This is a genomic window from Streptococcus sp. oral taxon 058 str. F0407 (assembly GCF_000235485.1).
GTDB lineage: Bacteria > Bacillota > Bacilli > Lactobacillales > Streptococcaceae > Streptococcus.
The window spans coordinates 194,119-215,884 of record NZ_JH378889.1 but is presented as its reverse complement, the minus strand read 5'-3'; the positions used below and the strand labels follow the sequence as shown (position 1 = coordinate 215,884).

Sequence of the window (21,766 nt, the reverse complement as noted above, 5' to 3'; positions counted from 1 at the left end):
AGGGAGATTATTATGAAAAAGAAAAGTTTAGGATTTCATTAAATAAAGTTAGGAGGTCTTTATTTAATGATTATAGTATACAAGATGAATCTTAAAGCTAGCTTAACTTTTTCTCTGATTTATCATTTTTTTAAAATTTTCCCCAAATGAAATTTCCTTTCTCAAACAACAAAAAAGCCACCTGATTGGGTGGCTTCTTTAGGAGATTATGATGAAAAAGAAAAGTTTGGGATTTCATTAAATAAAGTTAGGAGGTCTTTATCTAATATCTATATAATACACGAGGATACTTAAACTTTACTTAAGAAAAAATAATTATTTTATTTTTTTCGTTCTACCCAAATCATTCCTGTGCAATCATAAGTAGATAAGGTTTCAAAACCCAAGGAACGATAAAATTCCAAATTTTTTTCTGTCTGTTCGGTCGCTAGTTGAACTTGATAAGCATCTTTGAAATCCCTTAAAGCCTCTTTCATCAAGGCGCTGCCAATCCCTTGGCGCTGATAGCTCGGCAAAACGATCAAATCCTGTACAAAAACCGATGAAAAACCATCTCCGCCCAAACGAACCAAGCCAACTATTGCCTCACCATCAAGTGCCAGGTAAATCGCTAATGAGTGAGACAAGGACTTCTCCAGCATCTGGGGTTGATGTGTATAATTTGTCCAACCGACTGCCTGATAGAGATGCAAAACATTCTCTAACTTGACAACTTCTTGCTTTCTAACGCTAATCATGTCACCACCTCTTAGAGTTCTCTCAAGCTCTTGTACTGCCGTCCATTCTTGTCAAAATTTTCAGGAGTCAACCATGCTTCCAAACGATCTTTGACTTGAGGCCAGTCCTTATCAATCATAGACAGCCAATCCGTATCTCTAGTTCGCCCCTTATAAACGACAGCCTGACGGAAGGTTCCTTCATAGACAAAGCCTAAACGTTCTGCTGCTCGTCTTGATGGAAGATTTAGAGCATCGCATTTCCACTCATAGCGACGATAGTTAAGCTCCTCAAAAACATAGCGAGCTAGTAAATAATGGGCTTCTGTCCCTATCCTCGTACCCTTAAGTGCTGGTGAAAAGGTGACAGCACCCATTTCTATTACTCGGTTATTCTGATCAATTCGCATCAGAGAAAAGGTTCCCAAGGCCTTACCCGTCTCCTTATCCAAGATAGCATAGAAGAAACGATCCTTACGAGCCAACATCTGGTTTAAAAGGCTGACCAGTTCCTCCATATTTGCCACTGGCTCCTGAAAGAGGTAGGTCCACATCTCTCGAGGCGTATCTGGACCATAAACAGCTAGTAAATCCTTCGCATGTTTTTCTACCGAAAGAGCCTCTATCCGAGCATAACGCCCTTCTAAGAAATCAATGGAAGGCAATTCACCTGGTGTATAACCTTCCATTGACTCACCAATCATCTGACCATATTCGTTTACTGGCATCTTTTTTCTCCTTGTTTTACTTTTCAAACTTTATAGTTGCCCATAGTATATCATACTTTCATAAGAAGATTCAAAAAATCCTCCAGATTCTACTCTGAAGGATTCCTATCTTATTTCACAACGATATTCACAAGCTTGTTAGGTACACTAATCACTTTCACGATTTCCTTGTCGTCAATCTCTGCTTTGACTTTTTCGTCAGCAAGAGCAATTTCTTGCAATTCTTCGCGTGATAGATCTTTAGCGACCATGAGTTTGGCACGGACTTTTCCTTTGATTTGGACGACGATTTCGATTTCGTCTTCAACCAATTTGCTTTCGTCCCATGTTGGCCAAGCTACGTAAGAGATAGACTCGCCAGTTGCTACGACTGTTTGCCAGAGCTCTTCTGCCAAGTGAGGCGCAAATGGGGCAATCAGTTGGATAAAGCCTTTGGCATAGTCCACATAAAGTTTGTCTGCCTTGTTAGCAGCATTGACAAAGACCATAAGCTGGGCAATAGCTGTGTTGAATTTCAATGATTCGATTTGTTCTGTTACAGATTTCACCGTTTCGTTGTAGACTTTGTCAAGAGCACCGTTATTTTCCGCAACGATTTCTTTGGTTGTCATCAAACGGTAAACACGGTCGAGGAACTTACGGCTTCCTTCCAGACCCTCTTCTGACCAAGCAATCGAAGCGTCAAGTGGTCCCATGAACATTTCATAGACACGAAGGGTATCGGCACCGTATTGTTCCACCACATCGTCTGGGTTGACAACGTTCTTGAGGGATTTAGACATCTTGGCTGGAGCCTGCTCCAATTCTTCTCCTGTTTCCACATGGAAGAAGGAACCGTCACGTTTTTCAACCTTGTCAGTCGCCACAAGAGCTCCACGGTGGTCACGGTAGCTTGTTCCCAAAATCATTCCTTGGTTAAAGAGTTTTTGGAATGGCTCTTTCGTAGGAACAACACCAATATCATAGAGGAATTTGTGCCAGAAACGAGCGTATAGCAAGTGAAGCACAGCATGCTCTGCCCCACCCACATAGATATCCACTGGCAACCATTGTTTGAGGAGATCCTCGTCAGCCAATTTCTCTGTGTTGTGTGGGTCGATATAGCGGAGGTAGTACCAGCTTGAACCTGCCCATTGTGGCATAGTGTTGGTTTCACGACGACCTTTGACGCCATCTTCACGAGTCACTTCAAGCCAGTCTGTCAAGTTAGCTAGTGGACTTTCCCCTGTACCTGAAGGGCGAATGTCCTTGGTTACAGGCAAAACAAGTGGCAATTCATTTTCAGGAATAGCCGTTGAAGTCCCATCTTCCCAATGAATGATTGGGATTGGCTCACCCCAGTAACGTTGACGGCTAAAGAGCCAGTCGCGGAGTCGGTAAGTCACCTTCTCTTGACCACATTCTTTTTCTTCCAGCCAAGCGACAATCTTAACAATAGCGTCTTCTTTATTAAGCCCGTTCAAAAAGTCTGAATTGACATGCAGTCCATCTTCTGTGTAGGCAGCTTCTTCAACGTTTCCACCTTTAAGTACTTCTACGATTGGAAGACCAAACTGTTTGGCAAATTCCCAGTCACGTTGATCGTGGGCTGGCACAGCCATGACAGCACCTGTTCCATAGCTAGCAAGAACATAGTCTGCAATCCAGATTGGAATTTCTTTGCCATTGACAGGGTTGATAGCATAAGCACCTGTCCAAACACCAGTTTTTTCTTTGGCAAGGTCGGTACGAGCTAAGTCAGACTTAAGACTAGCTTGGTGTTTGTAGTCCGCTACGGCTTCAGCTTGTTCTGGACTGACAATAGCATCAACCAAATCATGCTCAGGAGCCAGAACGGTGAAAGTCGCACCGAAGAGGGTATCAGGTCGCGTCGTAAAGACGGTGAATTCCTTGTCTGTTCCCTTAACTTTAAAAGTTACATTAGCACCAGTTGATTTACCAATCCAGTTGCGTTGCATATCCTTGATAGACTCTGGCCAGTCCAGGTCATCCAAGTCATTGAGCAAGCGCTCTGCATAGGCAGTGATTTTGAGCATCCATTGGCGCATTGGTTTGCGGACAACTGGATAGCCTCCACGCTCAGAAGTTCCGTCAGGAAGCACTTCTTCGTTGGCGATGGCCGTTCCCAATTCTTCAACCCAGTTTACTGGCACTTCCGCTTCATAGGCCAATCCTTTTTCATAAAGCTTGGTGAAGATCCATTGCGTCCACTTGTAGTAGTTTGGATCTGTTGTATTGACTTCACGATCCCAGTCGTAAGAAAATCCAAGCGCATTGATTTGGCGTTTGAAGTTAGCAATATTCTCCGCCGTAAATTCTGCTGGGTCATTCCCCGTATCCATGGCGTATTGCTCTGCAGGCAATCCAAAGGCATCCCAACCCATTGGGTGAAGGACATTGTAGCCTTGCGCACGTTTATAACGGCTGAGGATGTCCGTCGCTGTATAGCCTTCTGGGTGTCCTACATGCAATCCAGCTCCTGAAGGATATGGGAACATATCGAGAGCATAGAACTTCGGTTTTGAAGCATCTGTTCCTGTCTTAAATGTATGATGTTTCGCCCAGTAGCCTTGCCACTTAGGCTCAATTTCTTTATGATTGTAAAAACTCATGCTATTTCTCCAATTTTATGATGTTACTATTATACCATTTTTAGGGGAATTTGAAAGTCGAGAAAGAATCTTTTCCCCTCCATTGTCAAGAAAGATTGGCTTTGAAAGCACTCTTGCCAAGCTGAATAAAAAATAGCTCCTATGCTGGAGCTATCTTCTATCAATGCTTATTTTCTTCCATCTTCTCACGTCCTAGTTCTCGGTAACTACGGTCACCAACAACTTCTACGCTAAACTGGCCGTCCTCATATTCAAGTATCGTCACACTACCATTATCCAGACCATGCGGATGCATGCCATTGATCAGATACACAATGGTCCCAATCGTCATTCCATGACTCACAACGAGAGCATTGCCCCCACCGTGTTCTTCCATTTCTTTGGCAATCGATTCAAACCCTTCCTTGATTCGGCTACTGAGTTTTTCCCAGCCTTCTGCCCAACCAGCAGTATCAACCTCTACCAAGCCTTCTGCCAGCTCAGCATAGGATAACTGATGAACATGATCCACCTTGAAAACACGAGGAATGACCCCCATAAAGAGATCCCCATCATAGGCCCCATCAAAACTACCAAAGCACCACTCACGGATCCGCTTATCCATACGGTAAGGGATTTTGCCCTGCAAACCTAGTTCTTCTAAGATAATTCCCATGGTCTGAATCGTACGACCAGAGTCACTGGAATAAGCTCGGTCAAACTGCAAACCAGACTCTCTCAAGCCAATCCCCAACTCATGGATTCCCAACTCACCTTCTGCAGTTAGAGGCGTATCACTCCATCCTTGAGCCCGTCCAATCGTGTTAAACATGGTTTTTCCATGACGGACCAAGTACAATCTTACTTTAGACATTTTCTATCCTCCATTTTCTTCTATTATATCATGGATCAAAGAAATATTCGGCTTTCAAAAGCAAAGCCCGCTCTCCTAATTTTGCCACAAGAAAAGCTACCCTAACGGTAGCTTTTCTAGGAGATTATTATGAAAAAGTTTAGGATTCTAATTAAATAAAGTTAGGAGATCTTTATTTAATGATTATAGTATACACAGTCATCCTTAAACTCAACTTAAATTCTCTCTCTTTTTTATTAATTTTTAAAACTATGGATTGGAGCTGGGATTTGACCTCCACGAGAGATGAAATCGACAGACGAAGCTCCGTTGACCTTCATAACTGGAGCTGTACCTAGCAAACCACCAAACTCAATCATATCGCCTTCTTTACCCTTTGGAATGATACGGACAGCCGTTGTTTTCATATTAATGACACCGATTGCCGCCTCATCCGCAATCATAGCCGCAATGGTTTCAGCAGGCGTATCTTCTGGAATGGCGATCATATCCAGCCCAACAGAACAGATAGCCGTCATAGCCTCTAGTTTCTCTAAATTCAGAGAGCCATTTTGCACCGCAGCAATCATACCCTCGTCTTCAGAAACAGGGATAAAAGCACCTGACAAGCCACCGACCTGGTTACAAGCCATCACTCCGCCCTTCTTAACTTGGTCATTCAAAAGAGCGAGGGCAGCTGTCGTCCCATGTGTACCAACTGTTTCTAGGCCCATTTCCTCCAGTACTCGAGCCACAGAATCACCAACCGCAGGAGTTGGCGCCAAACTTAGGTCTACGATTCCAAAGTCAACACCAAGGCGTTCGCTCGCCATTTGACCAACCAATTGACCAATACGAGTAATCTTAAAGGCCGTTTTTTTGACTGTCTCAGCTACTACATCAAAGCTCTGTCCACGAACCTTTTCTAAGGCACGCTTGACAACACCGGGACCCGAAACCCCAACATTGATGATGACATCTGCTTCACCGACACCATGGAAGGCCCCCGCCATAAAAGGATTGTCCTCAACAGCGTTCGCAAATACAACCAATTTAGCAGCTCCCATATCTGATAAGCTCGCAGTTTCCTTGATGATACGTCCCATATCTGCAACTGCAGTCATATTGATGCCTGACTTGGTTGATCCGATATTGACGGACGAACAAACCTTGTCTGTCTCAGCAAGAGCACGGGGGATCGAATTGATGAGAATCTCATCTCCTTTTTGGTAGCCTTTTTGTACCAAGGCCGAAAAACCACCAATAAAGTCAACACCAATCTCCTTGGCAGCCTTATCAAGTGCCTTAGCCAAAACGACATAGTCCGTCGCATCAGTCGCTGCTCCAATCAAGGAAATCGGAGTCACCGATACTCGTTTATTGACAATTGGAATCCCTAGTTCTGCAGCAATTTCGTCACCTACAGCTACTAGATTTGCAGCTTTAGTTGTGATTTTTTGGTAAATTTTTTCAGCAGCACGTTCAATGTCTGGATCAATACAGTCCAAAAGGGAAATGCCCATGGTGATGGTTCTGATATCGAAGTTCTGCTCCTCAATCATAGCGATGGTTTCAGTAACTTGTCTAATATCCATGATGACCTCCTAGATATTGTACATAGCATCAAAAATCGCTGCACTTTGAATATTGATTTTAACATTCAGGGTTTGACCAAAGCTTTCAAACTCATTTCGAAGAGTGGTGAAATCCTGCTTTTCGTCGCTAGAAACGACCGCCATCATGGTAAAATATTCGTCCAATACTGTCTGAGAAATATCGTCAATATTCAACCCCAACTCTGCAATCTTAGTAGACACGCCTGCAACAATACCAGCCTTGTCCTTGCCAACCACTGTAATAATAGCCTTCATCTTTAGACCCCCATTCTTCGATTATTAGAAAACCTGAACGTTTTTGATTTTCTTTTTCCTTAGTATAGCATATTTCCGTAAAAATTACTAAAAAACGCCTGCTTACGAAGTTGTTCTTAAACAAAAAAACAATTTCGTAAACAAGCGTCTACCCTATCAAATGATGATGAGTGTTCCCGCTAGGACCGAAGTCCCAGCGGTAGACCAGAGCTAGACTAAGAGCACAAGACTCCATCATCATAACACTCAACAAAATTGATGATTTTATACTAATTCGATGATCGCCATTGGCGCAGCATCACCACGACGTGGTTCAGTTTTAAGGATACGAGTGTATCCACCGTTACGTTCAGCATAACGAGGTGCGATTTCTGAGAACAATTTTTGAAGTGCTGTAGTAGAAGTGTACTTATCAGTTGCTTCATCATAGTTTTCAGATGCGATTTCATTACGTACGAAAGCAGCTGCTTGACGACGTGCATGCAAATCACCACGTTTACCTAGAGTAATCATTTTTTCAACAGTTTTGCGGATTTCTTTAGCACGAGCTTCAGTTGTCACGATTGATTCGTTGATCAAAAGGTCAGTTGTCAAATCGCGAAGCATTGCTTTACGTTGTGAGCTAGTGCGTCCTAGTTTACGGTAAGCCATGTATTCCTCCTTTATTTATCTTTCAATCCAAGACCCAAGTCAATGAGTTTGAGCTTCACTTCTTCCAAACTCTTGCGTCCAAGATTTCGTACTTTCATCATCTCTGCTTCAGATTTTTCTGTCAAATCATGCACAGTGTTGATACCGGCACGTTTCAAACAGTTGTATGAACGCACAGACAAGTCCAGTTCCTCAATCGTACGATCCAAAATACGGTCGTCAGATTCAGTATCAGCTTCTTTCATCACTTCAGTTGACTTAGCAATCTCAGTAAGATTTGTAAACAAATCAAGATGTTCTGTCAAGATACGTGCTGAAAGCCCTAAAGCATCTTCTGGAATGATTGTTCCATTAGTCAAGATTTCAAGGGTTAATTTGTCAAAGCCATCGTTGCTACCTACACGAGCAGGTTCAACTTGATAGTTGACTTTTGTAACTGGTGTATAAATAGAATCTACAGCAAGTGTTCCAACTGGTGCATTATCTTTTTTGTTTTCATCAGCAGGTACATATCCACGACCACTGTTAACAGTCATTGTCGCTTTTAGGGAAGAACCTTCACTGATTGTAAAGAGATAATGATCTGGATTTACAATTTCAATATCACTGTCAGTCAAAATGTCTCCAGCCGTAATTTCAGCAGGACCTTCAACGTCAAGTTCAATGATTTTTTCGTCTTCAACGTATGATTTCACTGCAATCCCTTTAATGTTCAGAATGATTTGCATCACGTCTTCACGAACACCTGGAACTGTGTCAAACTCATGCAAGACACCTTCAATGTTGATAGATGTCACTGCTGCTCCTGGTAGAGAAGCTAGTAGTACACGACGAAGAGAGTTACCAAGAGTTGTACCGTAGCCACGTTCAAGTGGTTCGATTACAAACTTGCCATAATCTTTATTTTCATCAATTTTTGTTATATTTGGTTTTTCAAACTCGATCATTTAGTTACTCCCTCTTAAACGAAAAGCAGTGTAATGCAATGATTATACACGGCGACGTTTTGGAGGACGAGCACCATTGTGTGGCACTGGAGTCACATCACGAATTGCTGTTACTTCAAGACCAGCGGCAGCAAGCGCACGAATAGCTGACTCACGACCAGAACCTGGACCTTTTACAGTAACTTCAACTGATTTAAGACCGTGTTCTTGTGCAGATTTAGCAGCAGCTTCAGAAGCCATTTGAGCAGCGAATGGTGTAGATTTACGAGAACCTTTGAAACCAAGAGCACCAGCTGATGACCAAGCGATTGCATTACCATGCACATCAGTAATCATAACAATAGTGTTATTAAATGTAGCGTGAATATGAGCAATACCAGATTCGATATTCTTTTTCACACGACGTTTACGTGTTGGTTTAGCCAAGACTTTTACCTCCTATATTATTTTTTCTTACCAGCAATCGCAACAGCTTTACCTTTACGAGTGCGAGCATTGTTTTTAGTGTTTTGTCCACGGACAGGAAGTCCACGACGGTGACGAATACCACGGTATGAACCGATTTCCATCAAACGTTTGATGTTCAAGTTTACTTCACGACGAAGGTCACCTTCAACTTTGATTGCATCCACTTCACGACGGATAGCATCTTCTTGATCTGATGTAAGGTCACGTACACGAACATCTTCTGAGATTCCAGCAGCAGCCAAAATTTTCTTAGATGTTGCAAGTCCGATACCATAAACGTAAGTCAATGAGATTACTACGCGTTTGTCATTTGGAATGTCAACTCCAGCAATACGAGCCATGTTTTCTCCTTTCTATCTTATCCTTGACGTTGTTTGTGTTTTGGATTTGCTGGGCAAATTACCATAACACGGCCATTACGACGAATTACTTTACAGTATTCGCAAATTGGTTTGACCGATGGTCTTACTTTCATTTCTTATCCCTCCAAGTTTTTCGATTATTTAAAGCGGTAAGTGATACGTCCACGTGTCAAGTCATATGGACTCATCTCGACAGTAACACGATCTCCCGCTAAAATACGAATATAGTTTTTACGAATTTTACCAGAAACTGTTGCTAAAATCTGATGTCCATTTTCAAGTTCAACCGTAAACATTGCGTTAGGCATTGTATCAACTACTTTGCCTTCAACTTCAATCACATCGTCTTTTGCCACGCAAAAGCACCTCCATAAATTTCGATTCGATGCCTCTAAACACAGAGACAACAATTATAAGTCAGACTATTTCAGTATAACATTTGTAGCGATTTTTTGCAAGTGTGAAAAACGCTTTATTTCAAATTTGTCAATACTTTTTCGATGTCTTTAAACACATCGTTGATATCTTGATTTCCTTCGATATCGTGGACCAAACCTTTGGCACGATAGTGAGCAATGATTGGTTCACCTTGTGCGATATTCACATCCAAACGACGTTTAACAGTCTCAGGTTTGTCATCTTCACGTTGGTAGTAATCTTCTTCTTTGTAGTCAACTGGTGGGTTGAAAACTTTATGGAAGGTTTCGCCTGTTTCGCGGTGGATAATACGACCACTCAAACGTTCCAAGAGACAGTCTGGATTCACTTCGATGTTAATCACACCTTCAAGTTCGATACCAAGTTCAGCCAATGTTTTGTCCAAAGCATGGGCTTGTTCAATGGTACGTGGGTAACCATCCAACAAGAAACCTGTTTCTTTGATATCATCCTGTGAAAGGCGCTCTTTAACGATTCCATTTGTGACCTCATCTGGAACCAACTCACCTTTGTCAATGTATGACTTTGCGAGTACACCCATTTCAGTTTGATTTGCCATAGCAGCACGGAACATATCTCCAGTTGAAATGTGTGCCACGTGGAATTGTTCCACAATTTTAGCTGCTTGCGTTCCCTTACCTGCTCCAGGTAAGCCCATAATCAAAAGATTCATGATCTGATCTCCTTATTTTGTATTTAAATAGAAGCAGAAAGTTTGTTTCAACCCCTATTTAAAAACAAAATAGAAGAGGGGAGATGAAAATCTATCTTTCTAGATAGACCTTCATACTCCACTCCCTAAGCAAAAGTAATCTTGCTTTTATTCTGTTTTGTCCATGAAACCAACATACTTACGTTTCAATAGGTAACCTTCTAGCTGTTTGATGCCTTCAATACCTGTTGAAATAATGATCAAAAGACTAGTTCCCCCAAAAGCAACGGCTTCTGAAAGACCAAAGACATCTTTTGCTACAATCGGCAAGATTGAAATCACACCAAGGAAAAGGGAACCGACGGTTGCAAGGCGACGAAGAAGTTTCGACATAAACTCTTCAGTACCTTTACCTGGACGAACACCATGGATATAGGCCCCACTCTTTTGCAAGTTTTCTGCTGCTTTCTCTGGATTGATCTGCACAAATGTATAGAAGAATGTAAAGAGAATAATCAGCAGGGCATACATAGCAACACCTGTTGGAGATGTTGTCGCAAGCATTTCTTGTGCTGTACGCACCCAAGTCCAATCAAGCCCCATAGCGCTGACAAACTGAAGAATAGCCGCAGGAGCTGCCGTAATCGAACTTGCAAAGATAACTGGGATAACACCAGCAGGATTGACCTTCAAAGGAAGGTATGAACTGGATGGAGCACCTTGAGCAACTTTTGTATATTGGATCGGAATTTTATATTCTGCCTGTTGTACATATGTTGTAAAATAAACAATCAACAAAACAGCAATGATGAGAATAACGACAAAGATAATTGATGATGTCAACCGATCACTCGGGATATTGACAAAATAGTCCACGTAGATGCCATGAATCATCTCTGGAATTGAAGCCACAATCCCTGCAAAGATAATCATAGACACCCCATTACCATATCCCTTATCAGTGATTTGCTCTCCGAGCCAAGTAACGATCATAGTACCTGCAGTCAGGATAATACCAATCGTAACAAAGACTTGCGGGGTCAAATCTGTCGTTAATAATTTTGCACCAGATAGAGTATTAAAACCAGCAGTGATCCCGATTGATTGCACAAATGCAAGAATAAGTGCAATATAGCGAGTTGCTTGGTTTAACTTTCTCCGTCCTACTTCCCCCTGCTTGCCCCACTCTACAAACTTGGGAACAATATCCATTTGTAGCAATTGAACAACGATGGAAGCAGTGATATACGGACTCACACCGAGCGCAAAAACTGAGAAGTTCTTCATGGCATTCCCTGAAACAAGACTAAGCATGTTCAAGAAGGATAATCCACTCAAAGCTTCCAGACTTTTTGCATTCACACCTGGTACAGTAATACTAGTCCCGATACGGAAAACAAGTATGATAAAAATCGTAAAGAGAATTTTTGATCGTACTTTCTTAACCTTGAGGGCCTCTTTTAATAATTTAAAAAACATAGGTCACCTCTCTAGATGACTTCTACTGAACCACCTTTAGCAGTGATAGCTTCTTCAGCTGTTTTAGAGAATTTAGCTGCTTTCACAGTCAATTTCTTAGTCAGCTCACCGTTACCAAGAATTTTAACGCCTGATTTTTCAGCCTTTACAATTCCTGCTTCGATAAGAACAACTGGAGTAACTTCAGTACCATCTTCAAAAACGTTCAATTGATCAAGATTTACAATTGCGTATTCTTTAGCGTTGATGTTAGTGAATCCACGTTTTGGAAGACGACGGAACAATGGAGTTTGTCCACCTTCAAAACCAAGGCGAACTCCGCCACCGCTACGAGCTTTTTGACCTTTTTGACCGCGACCAGATGTTTTACCGTTACCTGATGAAGTACCACGACCAACACGGTTACGTACTTTACGAGAACCTTCTGCAGGTTTCAATTCATGAAGTTTCATTATTATTTTCTCCTCTTTTGTAAAATGCTAGCGCCGATAAGAGAGAAAAGGTTGTCTCCCTTATCAACTCGCCTATACATTCGTCATCTTAGATGACTATATCTAGTTTTAGGGGATGAGTATTGCCACATCCCCTAAAAATTCATTAGTTTACTTCTTCAACTGTTACCAAGTGAGATACTGCAGTGATCATACCACGGATAGCAGCGTTGTCTTCTTTGATAACAGAGCTGTTCAATTTGCCAAGTCCAAGTGCTACAACAGTTTTACGTTGTGATGGAATGCGTCCGATTGGAGACTTAGTCAAAGTAATTTTAATTTGAGCCATTTTATCCCCTTTCTTATGCCAAATCAGAAACTGAAATACCACGAAGGGCAGCAACTTCTTCAGCGCGTTTCAATTGTTTCAAACCTTCAACAGTTGCACGAACAATGTTGATTGGAGTGTTAGAACCAAGTGATTTAGATGTAATATCTGCCACACCTGCCAATTCCACAACGGCACGAACTGCACCACCAGCGGCAACTCCAGAACCTTCTACAGCAGGTTTCAACAATACTTTAGCTCCACCGAATTCTGAAAGAACTTCGTGTGGGATTGTTGTTCCAACCATAGGAACTTCAATCAAGTTTTTCTTAGCATCTTCTACTGCTTTACGGATTGCTTCTGGAACTTCTTGAGCTTTACCAGTACCAAATCCTACGCGACCATTGTGGTCACCAACAACAACAAGAGCTGCGAAACGAAGACGACGTCCACCTTTAACAACTTTTGTAACACGGTTGACAGCAACTACGCGTTCTTCTAATTCAACTGCATTGTCTTTAAATGCCATTTTCTAGTGTCCTCCTATTAGAATTTCAATCCGTTTTCACGAGCTGCATCAGCCAAAGCTTTCACACGTCCGTGATATAGATATCCACCGCGGTCGAACACCACTTCTGAAATACCTTTAGCGTTTGCACGTTCTGCAACGAGTTTACCGACAGTAACGGCTTGTTCAGTTTTAGTTCCTTTTGAAACTTCTTTGTCAAGAGTTGAAGCACTTGCGAGCGTTACACCCGCTACGTCATCAATCACTTGAGCGTAGATGCCTGTATTAGAACGGAATACGTTCAAACGTGGGCGATCAGCAGTTCCAGAGAGTTTTCCGCGAACGCGACGATGGCGTTTTTGGCGGAGTTTGTTTTTATCTGGTTTAGAAATCACAGTTTTCACCTCTTTAGTTTTAAATCGTGTGCTATGCACAAAGTTGGAAAATAGGTCGGTGGTTGAAGATCAACCACTCAATATTATTTACCTGTTTTACCTTCTTTAAGACGAACGTATTCGCCAACGTAACGGATACCTTTACCTTTATATGGTTCTGGTGAGCGAAGGCTACGTACGTAAGCAGCTGTTTGACCAACTACTTCTTTTGAAATTCCGCTGATAACGATTGTTGTTGGGTTTGGAAGTTCAAAAGTAATTCCTTCTGGAGCTTCAACTTCGTCTGGATGAGATTTACCAACAGCCAAAACAAGTTTTTTACCTTGAAGTTGTGCACGGTAACCAACCCCACGCATTTCAAGTTCTTTCTTGAATCCTTCTGATACACCAACAACCATGTTGTTCAAAAGGGCACGAGTAGTTCCGTGGATTGTTTTCATTTCTTTTGAATCGTTTGGACGGTGAAGTGTTACTTCAGTACCTTCCACACGGATTTCAATATCTTTTGAGAACTCACGAGTAAGTTCTCCTTTAGGTCCTTTTACAGTTACAACGTTGTCATTGTTAGTGAGTTCAACACCAGCAGGCAACACGATAACTTTATTACCAATACGTGACATGTTTATTATCTCCTGTTAAATTGTCAGGCCGTGATGGCCAGTTTTCACGGGGTTAAAGATACTTGTTGAGTTCAATAGCTAAATTGAACACGCTCTAAGAACTGTGCAAAATAGATAAGTTGGCTTGTTTGTAAACAAACTTCCCCAACTTCCTAATTTTGCTTTGTTCTTTACGAGCTTTGTATCTTGATTTTACCAAACGTAAGCGATAACTTCCCCACCAACATTCTTTTGGCGAGCTTCTTTATCAGTAAGCAAACCTTCAGATGTTGAAAGGATAGCAATTCCAAGTCCGTTAAGAACTTTTGGAAGGTCTTCACGTTTTTTGTAGACACGAAGTCCTGGTTTAGAAACACGTTTCAAGTTAGTGATAACTTTTTCACCGTTTGGTCCGTATTTAAGGAACACACGGATGATGCCTTGTTTGTCATCTTCGATGATTTCTACGTTCTTAACAAAACCTTCGCGTTTAAGGATTTCAGCAATCCCTTTTTTGATATTTGATGCAGGTACTTCAAGTACTTCGTGTTTCGCTTGGTTAGCGTTACGAATACGAGTTAGGAAGTCTGCGATTGGGTCAGTCATAACCATTTTTTATTCTCCTCTTACTAGTAGTTTGCAAGTTGCACTTGCTAGTTAATACATGATACAAAGAGCGTAACAGTGCGAGCAAAAATAGGCAATTTGATGCAGGAGCGATGCTCCAAAGCAAATTGGTCTTTTTTGCCAAAGCTGTAGCTCGTGTTCAAATTGGCAAACCCAACTGAACCCGGGCTAAACTCTGTGTGAAAAAGATAAACTTTCCTAGAAACTTTAGTTTCTTCGTCAAGTTTCCTATTTTCACTTGGAGTTTTGACGCCCTTGATATCTTAAATTACCAAGATGCTTTTGTTACACCAGGAATTTGTCCTTTGTAAGCTAATTCACGGAAGCAAACACGGCAAAGTTTAAATTTGCGGTAAACTGAATGTGGACGACCACATTTTTCACAACGAGTATAAGCTTGAGTAGAGAACTTCGCTGGACGTTTGTTCTTAGCAATCATTGATTTTTTAGCCATTAGATTTACCTCCTATATTATTTTGCAAAAGGCATTCCAAGGCCTGTAAGCAATGCACGTGACTCTTCGTCAGTGTTAGCAGTTGTTACGATAACGATGTCAAGACCACGAGTTTTGTCAACGTCATCGAAGTTGATTTCTGGGAAGATCAATTGTTCTTTCACACCGAGTGTGTAGTTTCCGCGTCCATCAAATGATTTTGTTGGAACACCGTGGAAGTCACGTACACGTGGAAGTGAAACTGAAACCAATTTGTCCAAGAATTCGTACATACGTTCACCACGAAGGGTAACTTTTGCACCGATCGCTACACCTTCACGAAGACGGAAGCCGGCGATTGATTTTTTAGCTTTAGTGATAAGTGGTTTTTGACCTGAGATAAGTGCCAATTCTTCAGCAGCTTTTTCAAGGCTTTTAGCGTTTGATACAGCTTCACCAACACCCATGTTCAAAACGATCTTATCTACTTTAGGCACAGCCATCACTGATGAGTAGTTAAATTGTTCTGTCAAAGCAGGAACTACTTCATTAAGATATTTTTCTTTTAAACGATTTGCCATTATACTTCTCCTTTCCTTCGTGATTAATCAAGCACTTCGCCTGATTTTTTGTTGTAGCGAACTTTTTTACCGTCTACAAATTTGTAACCAACACGACCAGCTACACCATTTTTATCCAATACTTGAACGTTTGATACGTGGATAGCTGCTTCTTTCTCAATGATACCACCTTGAGGAAGGTCGTTAGTTGGACGTTGGTGTTTCTTAACGATGTTAACACCTTCAACGATAACTTTGTTTACTTTTGGAAGGGCAGTAAGGACAACAGCTTCTGTTCCCTTATCTTTACCAGCAATTACGCGAACTTTGTCGCCTTTTTTTACAAACATTAGATTTCTCCTTGATTTTTCTTACGCCCATAAGGGCACCCTAGCTTGAAGCTAGGGGACTAGTTTGTTTCTAAAAATTAAAGTACTTCTGGAGCAAGTGACACGATCTTCATGAAGCCACCTTCACGCAATTCACGTGCAACTGGGCCAAAGATACGTGTTCCGCGAGGAGTTTTGTCTTCACGGATGATAACTGCTGCGTTTTCGTCAAACTTGATGTATGAACCATCAGCACGACGAGCACCTGATTTAGTACGAACGATAACAGCTTTTACAACGTCACCTTTTTTAACCGCACCACCAGGAGTAGCTTGTTTTACAGATGCCACAATGACATCACCGATGTTCGCAAATTTACGTTTAGAACCACCAAGAACTTTGATAGTCAAGATTTCACGTGCACCGCTGTTGTCTGCGACTTTCAAACGAGTTTCTGTTTGAATCATTTCAGTTTTCTCCTTTCAGGCTTGATTAGATGATGACCGCTTCTTCAACAACTTCTACAAGACGGAAACGTTTTGTAGCTGAAAGCGGACGAGTTTCCATGATACGTACGATATCGCCTTCTTTGGCAACATTGTTTTCATCATGTGCTTTGTATTTTTTAGAGTAGTTAATACGTTTACCATAGACTGGGTGGTTACGTTTTGTTTCAACTACAACTGTGATTGTCTTGTCCATTTTGTCAGATACAACACGTCCAACAAGAACTTTACGATTATTGCGTTCCATTGAAATTTCTCCTTCCCTAGTCTATTATTTCGCTTCAGATTGAACTGTTTTGATACGAGCGATTTGTTTTTTAACTTCTTTCAAGCGAGCTGTTTGTTCCAATTGACCAGTAGCAGCTTGGAAACGAAGTTCAAACAATTCTTTTTTCAATTCGTTTTCGCGCTTCGCGAGTTCTTCTTGAGAAAGACCACGAAGTTCTTTAACAAATTCTTTTACTTCATTAAGTTTCATGCCTTCTCCTTATTCTGCTTCACGTTTTACGAATTTACATTTAACTGGCAATTTATGGCTAGCAAGACGAAGCGCTTCGCGAGCGATCTCTTCAGATACACCAGCAACTTCAAACATCACTTTACCACGTTTAACTGGTGCTACCCAACCTTCAGGTGCCCCTTTACCAGATCCCATACGCACACCGATAGCTTTAGCAGTGTATGATTTGTGTGGGAAGATTTTAATCCAAACTTTACCACCACGTTTCATGTAACGAGTCATGGCGATACGAGCAGCTTCGATTTGGCGGTTAGTGATCCAGTGGCTAGTTGTAGCTTGAAGACCGTATTCACCGAATGCTACTTCTTTTCCACCTTTTGCTTCACCGCGCATTTTTCCACGGAATTCACGACGGTGTTTAACACGTTTAGGTACTAACATTGGTTATTTACCTCCTTTAGTGTTTTTACGAGCTGGAAGAACTTCACCACGGTAGATCCATACTTTAACACCAAGTTTACCGTATGTAGTATCTGCTTCTTCCCAAGCGTAATCGATATCTGCACGAAGTGTGTGAAGCGGAACAGTCCCTTCAGAGTATCCTTCAGCACGGGCGATATCTGCACCGTTCAAACGACCTGATACTTGAGTTTTGATTCCTTTAGCTCCAGCACGCATTGCACGTTGGATTGCTTGTTTTTGTGCACGACGGAAAGCGACACGTTGCTCCAATTGACGAGCAATTCCTTCACCTACAAGGTGAGCATCCAAATCAGGTTGTTTGATTTCGATGATGTTGATGTGTACTTGTTTTCCAGTCAATTTGTTAAGTTTTGCACGAAGTGCATCAACGTTAGCACCACCTTTACCGATAACCATACCTGGTTTAGCAGTGTGAAGTGAAACGTTAACTTTGTTTACTGCGCGTTCGATTTCGATAGTTGAAACTGCTGCGTCAGCAAGTTCTTTTTGAACGAATTTACGGATTGCAAGATCTTCATGAAGGTAATCCGCGTATTCTTTTTCAGCATACCATTTGGCATCCCAATCACGGATGATGCCGACACGCATACCAATTGGATGTACTTTTTGACCCACGATTTTACCTCCTTATTTTTCTGCAACAGCTACAGTGATGTGAGCTGTACGTTTGTTGATTGGTGAAGCTGAACCTTTCGCACGTGGACGGAAACGTTTCATAGTTGGTCCTTCGTTTGCGAATGCTTCAGATACTACCAAGTTAGCTTTATCCAAACCAAAGTTGTTTTCAGCGTTAGCTACAGCTGAGTTCAAAACTTTCAAGATGATTTCAGCAGCTTTGTTTGGAGTGAATGTCAAGATTGCAATAGCATCGGCTACGCTTTTACCACGGATATTGTCAAGAACAAGACGTGATTTACGGGGTGAAACACGTACTGTACGAGCCATTGCTTTAGCTGAAGTAATTTCTGCCATTTATGTTCTCCTTATTTTCTACGTGTTTTCTTGTCGTCTGCAGCGTGACCTTTGTAAGTACGAGTTGGTGCAAATTCACCAAGTTTGTGACCTACCATGTCTTCTTGGATGTAAACAGGTACGTGTTTACGTCCGTCATAAACTGCGATAGTGTAACCAATGAAACTTGGGAAAATCGTTGAACGACGTGACCAAGTTTTGATAACTTTTTTCTTTTCGTCGTTTGCTTGAGCTTCAACTTTTTTCATCAAATGCTCATCGACGAAAGGTCCTTTTTTAAGACTGCGTCCCATTTTTATATTTTCTCCTTTAAATGTTGTACCACAGCGGCTTGCGCTCACATGGAGCGCTACCGAGCTGGCGGATTTCCTAGTTGCTTAAGCGACTAGTTTACTATTATTTTTCGTTGCGACGACGAACGATAAGTTTGTCAGATTTCGCTTTCTTGTTACGAGTTTTAAGACCAAGAGCAGGTTTGCCCCATGGAGTAGATGGCGCTTTACGACCAACTGGTGCTTTACCTTCACCACCACCGTGTGGGTGATCGTTAGGGTTCATTACAGAACCACGAACTGTTGGGCGGATACCTTTCCAACGACTACGTCCTGCTTTACCAAGGTTCACAAGTCCATGTTGTTCGTTTCCGACAACACCAACTGTTGCACGACAAGTTCCAAGAATCATACGTACTTCGCCAGATTGAAGACGAACAAGAACATATTTACCTTCTTGCCCCAATACTTGAGCAGAAGCTCCAGCTGCACGTACCAATTCTCCACCACGACCTGGTTTCAACTCGATGTTGTGGATCAAAGTACCAACTGGGATGTTGGCAAGTGGAAGTGCGTTTCCGACTTTGATATCTGCTTCTGGACCTGAAACGATACGTTGACCAACTTCAAGACCTTTTGGAGCAATGATGTATGCTTTCACACCGTCAGTGTAGTGTACAAGGGCGATGTTTGCAGAACGGTTTGGATCGTACTCGATTGTTTTAACAACTGCTTCAACGTTGTCTTTGTTACGTTTGAAGTCAACCAAACGGTAGAAACGTTTGTGTCCACCACCTTGGTGACGAACAGTGATACGACCGTTGTTGTTACGACCAGCCTTGTTCTTCAAAGCAACAAGCAATGATTTTTCAGGAGTGCTTGTTGTGATTTCAGCGAAATCCAAAGAAGTCATATTACGGCGACCGTTTGTTGTTGGTTTATAAACACGAATTCCCACGATATTTCCTCCTTAGATTATTCAGCTTCAGCAGCAAACAACTCGATTGCTTTTGAATCAGCTGTAAGTGTGATGATAGCTTTTTTAGTTTTGTTAGTAAAACCAGTGTAACGTCCAACACGTTTAGCTTTTGGTTTTACGTTGATTGTGTTAACGTTGGCAACTTTAACACCTTCGAAAGCAGCTTCAACAGCTTGCTTGATCAAAAGTTTGTGTGCACGAGTGTCAACTTCAAATACATATTTGCCTGCTTCAAGTTGAGCCATTGAGCTTTCAGTGATGACAGGTTTTTTGATAACATCATACAAATTCATTATGCAAGAACCTCCTCGATTTTAGAGATAGCTGCTTGTGTGACAAGAAGTTTGTCGCTATTTGCGATGTCAAGAACACTTGCAGTTGTAGCGGTTGCAACTTTCACGTTTGGAAGGTTACGAGCTGAAAGAGCTGCGAATTCATTTCCTTCTTCAAGGATAACAAGAACTTTAGAATCGATGCTCAATGCTGCAAGAACTTTTGCAAATTCAGCAGTTTTTGGAGCTGTAAATGAAAGAGCGTCTACAGCTACGAATTTGTTTTCAGCAACTTTTTCAGAGTAAACTGATTTAAGTGCTAGGCGACGAACTTTTTGTGGAAGTTTGTAGCCGTATGAACGTGGAGTTGGTCCGAAGACAACACCACCACCACGCCATTGTGGTGAGCGGATAGAACCTTGACGAGCACGTCCAGTTCCTTTTTGACGCCATGGTTTGCGTCCACCACCTGATACTGCAGAGCGGTTTTTAACAGCGTGTGTTCCTTGACGAAGGCTTGCGCGTTGGCTGATGATCACATCAAACACAACTGATTCATTTGGTTCGATACCAAATACTGCATCGTTAAGAACAACTTGGCCAGCTTCTTTACCAGTTTGGTCAAATAATGTTACGTTTGCCATTGTGACTGATTTCCCCTTTCTTTATTATTTACCAGCTTTAACTGCTGATTTGATAGTGATAAGAGATTTCTTAGCACCTGGTACGTTACCTTTGATAAGGATAACGTTCTTTTCTGGAACAACTTGTACAACCTCAAGGTTTTGAATTGTTACACGGTCGCCACCCATACGTCCTGCAAGGTTTTTACCTTTGAATACGCGGTTAGGTGCAACAGGTCCCATAGAACCTGGACGACGGTGGTAACGAGAACCGTGAGCCATTGGTCCACGTGATTGTCCGTGGCGTTTGATAACACCTTGGAAACCTTTACCTTTAGAAGTACCAGTTACGTCAACAACGTCTCCAGCTGCGAATGTTTCAACTGTGATTTCAGCACCAACTTCCAAGCCTTCAACGTTTTTGAATTCACGAATGAAGCGCTTAGGAGCCGTGTTAGCTTTCGCTACATGTCCTTTAGCAGGTTTGTTGCTCAATACTTCGCGTTTGTCATCGAAACCAACTTGGATAGCGTTGTATCCGTCTGTTTCAACAGTTTTAACTTGAAGAACAACGTTTGGAGTTGCTTCAATAACTGTTACAGGGATCAATTCGCCAGCTTCAGTGAAGATTTGAGTCATTCCCACTTTTTTCCCTAAGATTCCTTTTGTCATGAGAAAATAGTTCCTTTTCTATATTTTTTATTCAAAAAGTTTTTAACGAGCGTTTTTTATGCTCAAGGTTTCAAACTTTGGATTAAAGCTTGATTTCTACGTTTACACCACTTGGAAGATCCAATTTCATCAAAGCATCAACTGTTTTTTGAGTTGGGTTAACGATATCGATCAAGCGTTTGTGTGTACGCATTTCAAATTGTTCGCGAGAGTCTTTGTATTTGTGAGTCGCACGAATGATTGTGTAGAGGCTACGCTCAGTTGGAAGTGGGATTGGACCCGCAACTTGTGCACCTGTACGAGTAGCTGATTCTACGATTTTTGCAGCCGCTGTGTCAAGCGTACGGTGTTCGTAAGCTTTCAAACGGATACGGATTTTTTTGTTTGCCATCTTTTTCTCCTTTTCGTCTATTTAAGATAATAGGCTAGCTCCACAAGAAAACCGACGCGTGTTGCGTGGCAATGCAACCGAGCGTGTCGCAACCTCTTGCATCAAAGCTAAGGCTGTAATTTACAGCACCATAATAGAATAACACAAAGCCCCTGCGATTGCAAGGGATT

General features: G+C 41.8%; 35 protein-coding genes. All 35 read right to left on the bottom strand.

All coding sequences use genetic code 11. The features are described 5' to 3' along the window. Window positions 1–320 precede the first annotated feature (320 nt). On the bottom strand, window positions 321–737 hold the full coding sequence (locus tag HMPREF9184_RS08205; RefSeq protein WP_000626623.1) for a GNAT family N-acetyltransferase: 417 nt from the start codon (window positions 735–737) through the stop codon (window positions 321–323). An 11-nt stretch (window positions 738–748) separates the two neighbouring features. After that, window positions 749–1,444: a GNAT family N-acetyltransferase gene (locus HMPREF9184_RS08200; protein ID WP_001144924.1), complete on the bottom strand. Its 696-nt coding sequence runs from the start codon at window positions 1,442–1,444 to the stop codon at window positions 749–751. A gap of 110 nt (window positions 1,445–1,554) precedes the next feature. Beyond that, entirely contained in the window at window positions 1,555–4,056 is a 2,502-nt protein-coding gene (gene leuS, locus HMPREF9184_RS08195) for a leucine--tRNA ligase (protein ID WP_000011796.1), read from the bottom strand. Between the two features lie 160 nt (window positions 4,057–4,216). Further along, window positions 4,217–4,909, bottom strand: coding sequence for a histidine phosphatase family protein (locus HMPREF9184_RS08190; RefSeq protein ID WP_000049292.1), 693 nt, complete (start codon window positions 4,907–4,909; stop codon window positions 4,217–4,219). Between the two features lie 236 nt (window positions 4,910–5,145). After that, on the bottom strand, window positions 5,146–6,483 hold the full coding sequence (locus tag HMPREF9184_RS08185; protein WP_000354878.1) for a PFL family protein: 1,338 nt from the start codon (window positions 6,481–6,483) through the stop codon (window positions 5,146–5,148). Between the two features lie 9 nt (window positions 6,484–6,492). Continuing rightward, window positions 6,493–6,759, bottom strand: a complete 267-nt coding sequence (locus HMPREF9184_RS08180; RefSeq protein WP_000644110.1) for an ACT domain-containing protein — start codon at window positions 6,757–6,759, stop codon at window positions 6,493–6,495. 264 nt (window positions 6,760–7,023) lie between these two features. Continuing rightward, entirely contained in the window at window positions 7,024–7,410 is a 387-nt protein-coding gene (rplQ, locus tag HMPREF9184_RS08175) for a 50S ribosomal protein L17 (RefSeq protein ID WP_000331493.1), read from the bottom strand. Window positions 7,411–7,421: 11 nt separating this feature from the next. Continuing rightward, the gene (locus tag HMPREF9184_RS08170) at window positions 7,422–8,357 is read right to left on the bottom strand and encodes a DNA-directed RNA polymerase subunit alpha (protein WP_000568995.1); all 936 of its coding nucleotides are present in this window, start codon (window positions 8,355–8,357) and stop codon (window positions 7,422–7,424) included. Between the two features lie 42 nt (window positions 8,358–8,399). Continuing rightward, window positions 8,400–8,783: a 30S ribosomal protein S11 gene (gene rpsK, locus HMPREF9184_RS08165; RefSeq protein WP_001118385.1), complete on the bottom strand. Its 384-nt coding sequence runs from the start codon at window positions 8,781–8,783 to the stop codon at window positions 8,400–8,402. A 17-nt stretch (window positions 8,784–8,800) separates the two neighbouring features. Continuing rightward, a complete protein-coding gene (rpsM, locus tag HMPREF9184_RS08160) occupies window positions 8,801–9,166 on the bottom strand; it encodes a 30S ribosomal protein S13 (protein WP_000090781.1) in 366 nt (121 codons plus the stop codon). A 17-nt stretch (window positions 9,167–9,183) separates the two neighbouring features. Further along, window positions 9,184–9,300 (bottom strand): 50S ribosomal protein L36, encoded by a 117-nt coding sequence (rpmJ, locus tag HMPREF9184_RS08155; RefSeq protein ID WP_001808836.1) that lies wholly within the window; start codon window positions 9,298–9,300, stop codon window positions 9,184–9,186. Between the two features lie 24 nt (window positions 9,301–9,324). Continuing rightward, window positions 9,325–9,543, bottom strand: coding sequence for a translation initiation factor IF-1 (infA, locus tag HMPREF9184_RS08150; RefSeq protein WP_001029883.1), 219 nt, complete (start codon window positions 9,541–9,543; stop codon window positions 9,325–9,327). Between the two features lie 116 nt (window positions 9,544–9,659). Beyond that, window positions 9,660–10,298, bottom strand: a complete 639-nt coding sequence (locus HMPREF9184_RS08145; RefSeq protein ID WP_001050433.1) for an adenylate kinase — start codon at window positions 10,296–10,298, stop codon at window positions 9,660–9,662. Window positions 10,299–10,445: 147 nt separating this feature from the next. Next, complete coding sequence (gene secY / locus HMPREF9184_RS08140) at window positions 10,446–11,756, bottom strand: preprotein translocase subunit SecY (RefSeq protein WP_000465382.1); 1,311 nt, start codon at window positions 11,754–11,756, stop codon at window positions 10,446–10,448. A gap of 11 nt (window positions 11,757–11,767) precedes the next feature. Next, window positions 11,768–12,208, bottom strand: coding sequence for a 50S ribosomal protein L15 (rplO, locus tag HMPREF9184_RS08135; RefSeq protein ID WP_000766092.1), 441 nt, complete (start codon window positions 12,206–12,208; stop codon window positions 11,768–11,770). A 145-nt stretch (window positions 12,209–12,353) separates the two neighbouring features. Next, complete coding sequence (gene rpmD, locus HMPREF9184_RS08130) at window positions 12,354–12,536, bottom strand: 50S ribosomal protein L30 (RefSeq protein WP_000057241.1); 183 nt, start codon at window positions 12,534–12,536, stop codon at window positions 12,354–12,356. A gap of 13 nt (window positions 12,537–12,549) precedes the next feature. Further along, window positions 12,550–13,044 carry a 30S ribosomal protein S5 gene (rpsE, locus tag HMPREF9184_RS08125; protein ID WP_000874204.1) on the bottom strand — a complete coding sequence of 165 codons (495 nt, stop codon included), beginning with the start codon at window positions 13,042–13,044 and terminating at the stop codon, window positions 12,550–12,552. A gap of 17 nt (window positions 13,045–13,061) precedes the next feature. Continuing rightward, window positions 13,062–13,418 (bottom strand): 50S ribosomal protein L18, encoded by a 357-nt coding sequence (gene rplR / locus HMPREF9184_RS08120; RefSeq protein WP_004244055.1) that lies wholly within the window; start codon window positions 13,416–13,418, stop codon window positions 13,062–13,064. 83 nt (window positions 13,419–13,501) lie between these two features. Further along, window positions 13,502–14,038 carry a 50S ribosomal protein L6 gene (gene rplF, locus HMPREF9184_RS08115; RefSeq protein ID WP_000086638.1) on the bottom strand — a complete coding sequence of 179 codons (537 nt, stop codon included), beginning with the start codon at window positions 14,036–14,038 and terminating at the stop codon, window positions 13,502–13,504. A gap of 192 nt (window positions 14,039–14,230) precedes the next feature. Next, complete coding sequence (gene rpsH / locus HMPREF9184_RS08110; protein ID WP_000245504.1) at window positions 14,231–14,629, bottom strand: 30S ribosomal protein S8; 399 nt, start codon at window positions 14,627–14,629, stop codon at window positions 14,231–14,233. Between the two features lie 283 nt (window positions 14,630–14,912). After that, window positions 14,913–15,098 carry a type Z 30S ribosomal protein S14 gene (locus tag HMPREF9184_RS08105; protein WP_001085697.1) on the bottom strand — a complete coding sequence of 62 codons (186 nt, stop codon included), beginning with the start codon at window positions 15,096–15,098 and terminating at the stop codon, window positions 14,913–14,915. A gap of 17 nt (window positions 15,099–15,115) precedes the next feature. Further along, a complete protein-coding gene (gene rplE, locus HMPREF9184_RS08100) occupies window positions 15,116–15,658 on the bottom strand; it encodes a 50S ribosomal protein L5 (protein ID WP_000013542.1) in 543 nt (180 codons plus the stop codon). Between the two features lie 23 nt (window positions 15,659–15,681). Next, window positions 15,682–15,987, bottom strand: coding sequence for a 50S ribosomal protein L24 (gene rplX, locus HMPREF9184_RS08095; protein ID WP_000497690.1), 306 nt, complete (start codon window positions 15,985–15,987; stop codon window positions 15,682–15,684). 77 nt (window positions 15,988–16,064) lie between these two features. Next, a complete protein-coding gene (rplN, locus tag HMPREF9184_RS08090) occupies window positions 16,065–16,433 on the bottom strand; it encodes a 50S ribosomal protein L14 (protein ID WP_000616548.1) in 369 nt (122 codons plus the stop codon). Window positions 16,434–16,458: 25 nt separating this feature from the next. Next, entirely contained in the window at window positions 16,459–16,719 is a 261-nt protein-coding gene (gene rpsQ, locus HMPREF9184_RS08085; protein ID WP_000440801.1) for a 30S ribosomal protein S17, read from the bottom strand. 24 nt (window positions 16,720–16,743) lie between these two features. Next, entirely contained in the window at window positions 16,744–16,950 is a 207-nt protein-coding gene (rpmC, locus tag HMPREF9184_RS08080; protein WP_000772918.1) for a 50S ribosomal protein L29, read from the bottom strand. A gap of 9 nt (window positions 16,951–16,959) precedes the next feature. Beyond that, the gene (gene rplP, locus HMPREF9184_RS08075; protein WP_000960948.1) at window positions 16,960–17,373 is read right to left on the bottom strand and encodes a 50S ribosomal protein L16; all 414 of its coding nucleotides are present in this window, start codon (window positions 17,371–17,373) and stop codon (window positions 16,960–16,962) included. Window positions 17,374–17,376: 3 nt separating this feature from the next. Further along, the gene (gene rpsC / locus HMPREF9184_RS08070) at window positions 17,377–18,030 is read right to left on the bottom strand and encodes a 30S ribosomal protein S3 (protein ID WP_000529936.1); all 654 of its coding nucleotides are present in this window, start codon (window positions 18,028–18,030) and stop codon (window positions 17,377–17,379) included. A 12-nt stretch (window positions 18,031–18,042) separates the two neighbouring features. Further along, complete coding sequence (gene rplV / locus HMPREF9184_RS08065) at window positions 18,043–18,387, bottom strand: 50S ribosomal protein L22 (RefSeq protein ID WP_000818137.1); 345 nt, start codon at window positions 18,385–18,387, stop codon at window positions 18,043–18,045. A gap of 11 nt (window positions 18,388–18,398) precedes the next feature. After that, complete coding sequence (rpsS, locus tag HMPREF9184_RS08060) at window positions 18,399–18,680, bottom strand: 30S ribosomal protein S19 (protein ID WP_000533766.1); 282 nt, start codon at window positions 18,678–18,680, stop codon at window positions 18,399–18,401. A gap of 103 nt (window positions 18,681–18,783) precedes the next feature. Then, on the bottom strand, window positions 18,784–19,617 hold the full coding sequence (gene rplB, locus HMPREF9184_RS08055) for a 50S ribosomal protein L2 (RefSeq protein ID WP_000512905.1): 834 nt from the start codon (window positions 19,615–19,617) through the stop codon (window positions 18,784–18,786). A gap of 17 nt (window positions 19,618–19,634) precedes the next feature. Beyond that, window positions 19,635–19,931: a 50S ribosomal protein L23 gene (locus tag HMPREF9184_RS08050; RefSeq protein WP_001055347.1), complete on the bottom strand. Its 297-nt coding sequence runs from the start codon at window positions 19,929–19,931 to the stop codon at window positions 19,635–19,637. Further along, window positions 19,931–20,554, bottom strand: coding sequence for a 50S ribosomal protein L4 (gene rplD / locus HMPREF9184_RS08045; RefSeq protein ID WP_000024537.1), 624 nt, complete (start codon window positions 20,552–20,554; stop codon window positions 19,931–19,933). The genes HMPREF9184_RS08050 and rplD overlap by 1 nt, the downstream gene beginning before the upstream one ends. A 24-nt stretch (window positions 20,555–20,578) precedes the next feature. After that, a complete protein-coding gene (rplC, locus tag HMPREF9184_RS08040) occupies window positions 20,579–21,205 on the bottom strand; it encodes a 50S ribosomal protein L3 (protein WP_000160197.1) in 627 nt (208 codons plus the stop codon). Window positions 21,206–21,287: 82 nt separating this feature from the next. Further along, a complete protein-coding gene (gene rpsJ / locus HMPREF9184_RS08035) occupies window positions 21,288–21,596 on the bottom strand; it encodes a 30S ribosomal protein S10 (protein ID WP_001284513.1) in 309 nt (102 codons plus the stop codon). Between the last annotated feature and the right edge of the window lie 170 nt (window positions 21,597–21,766).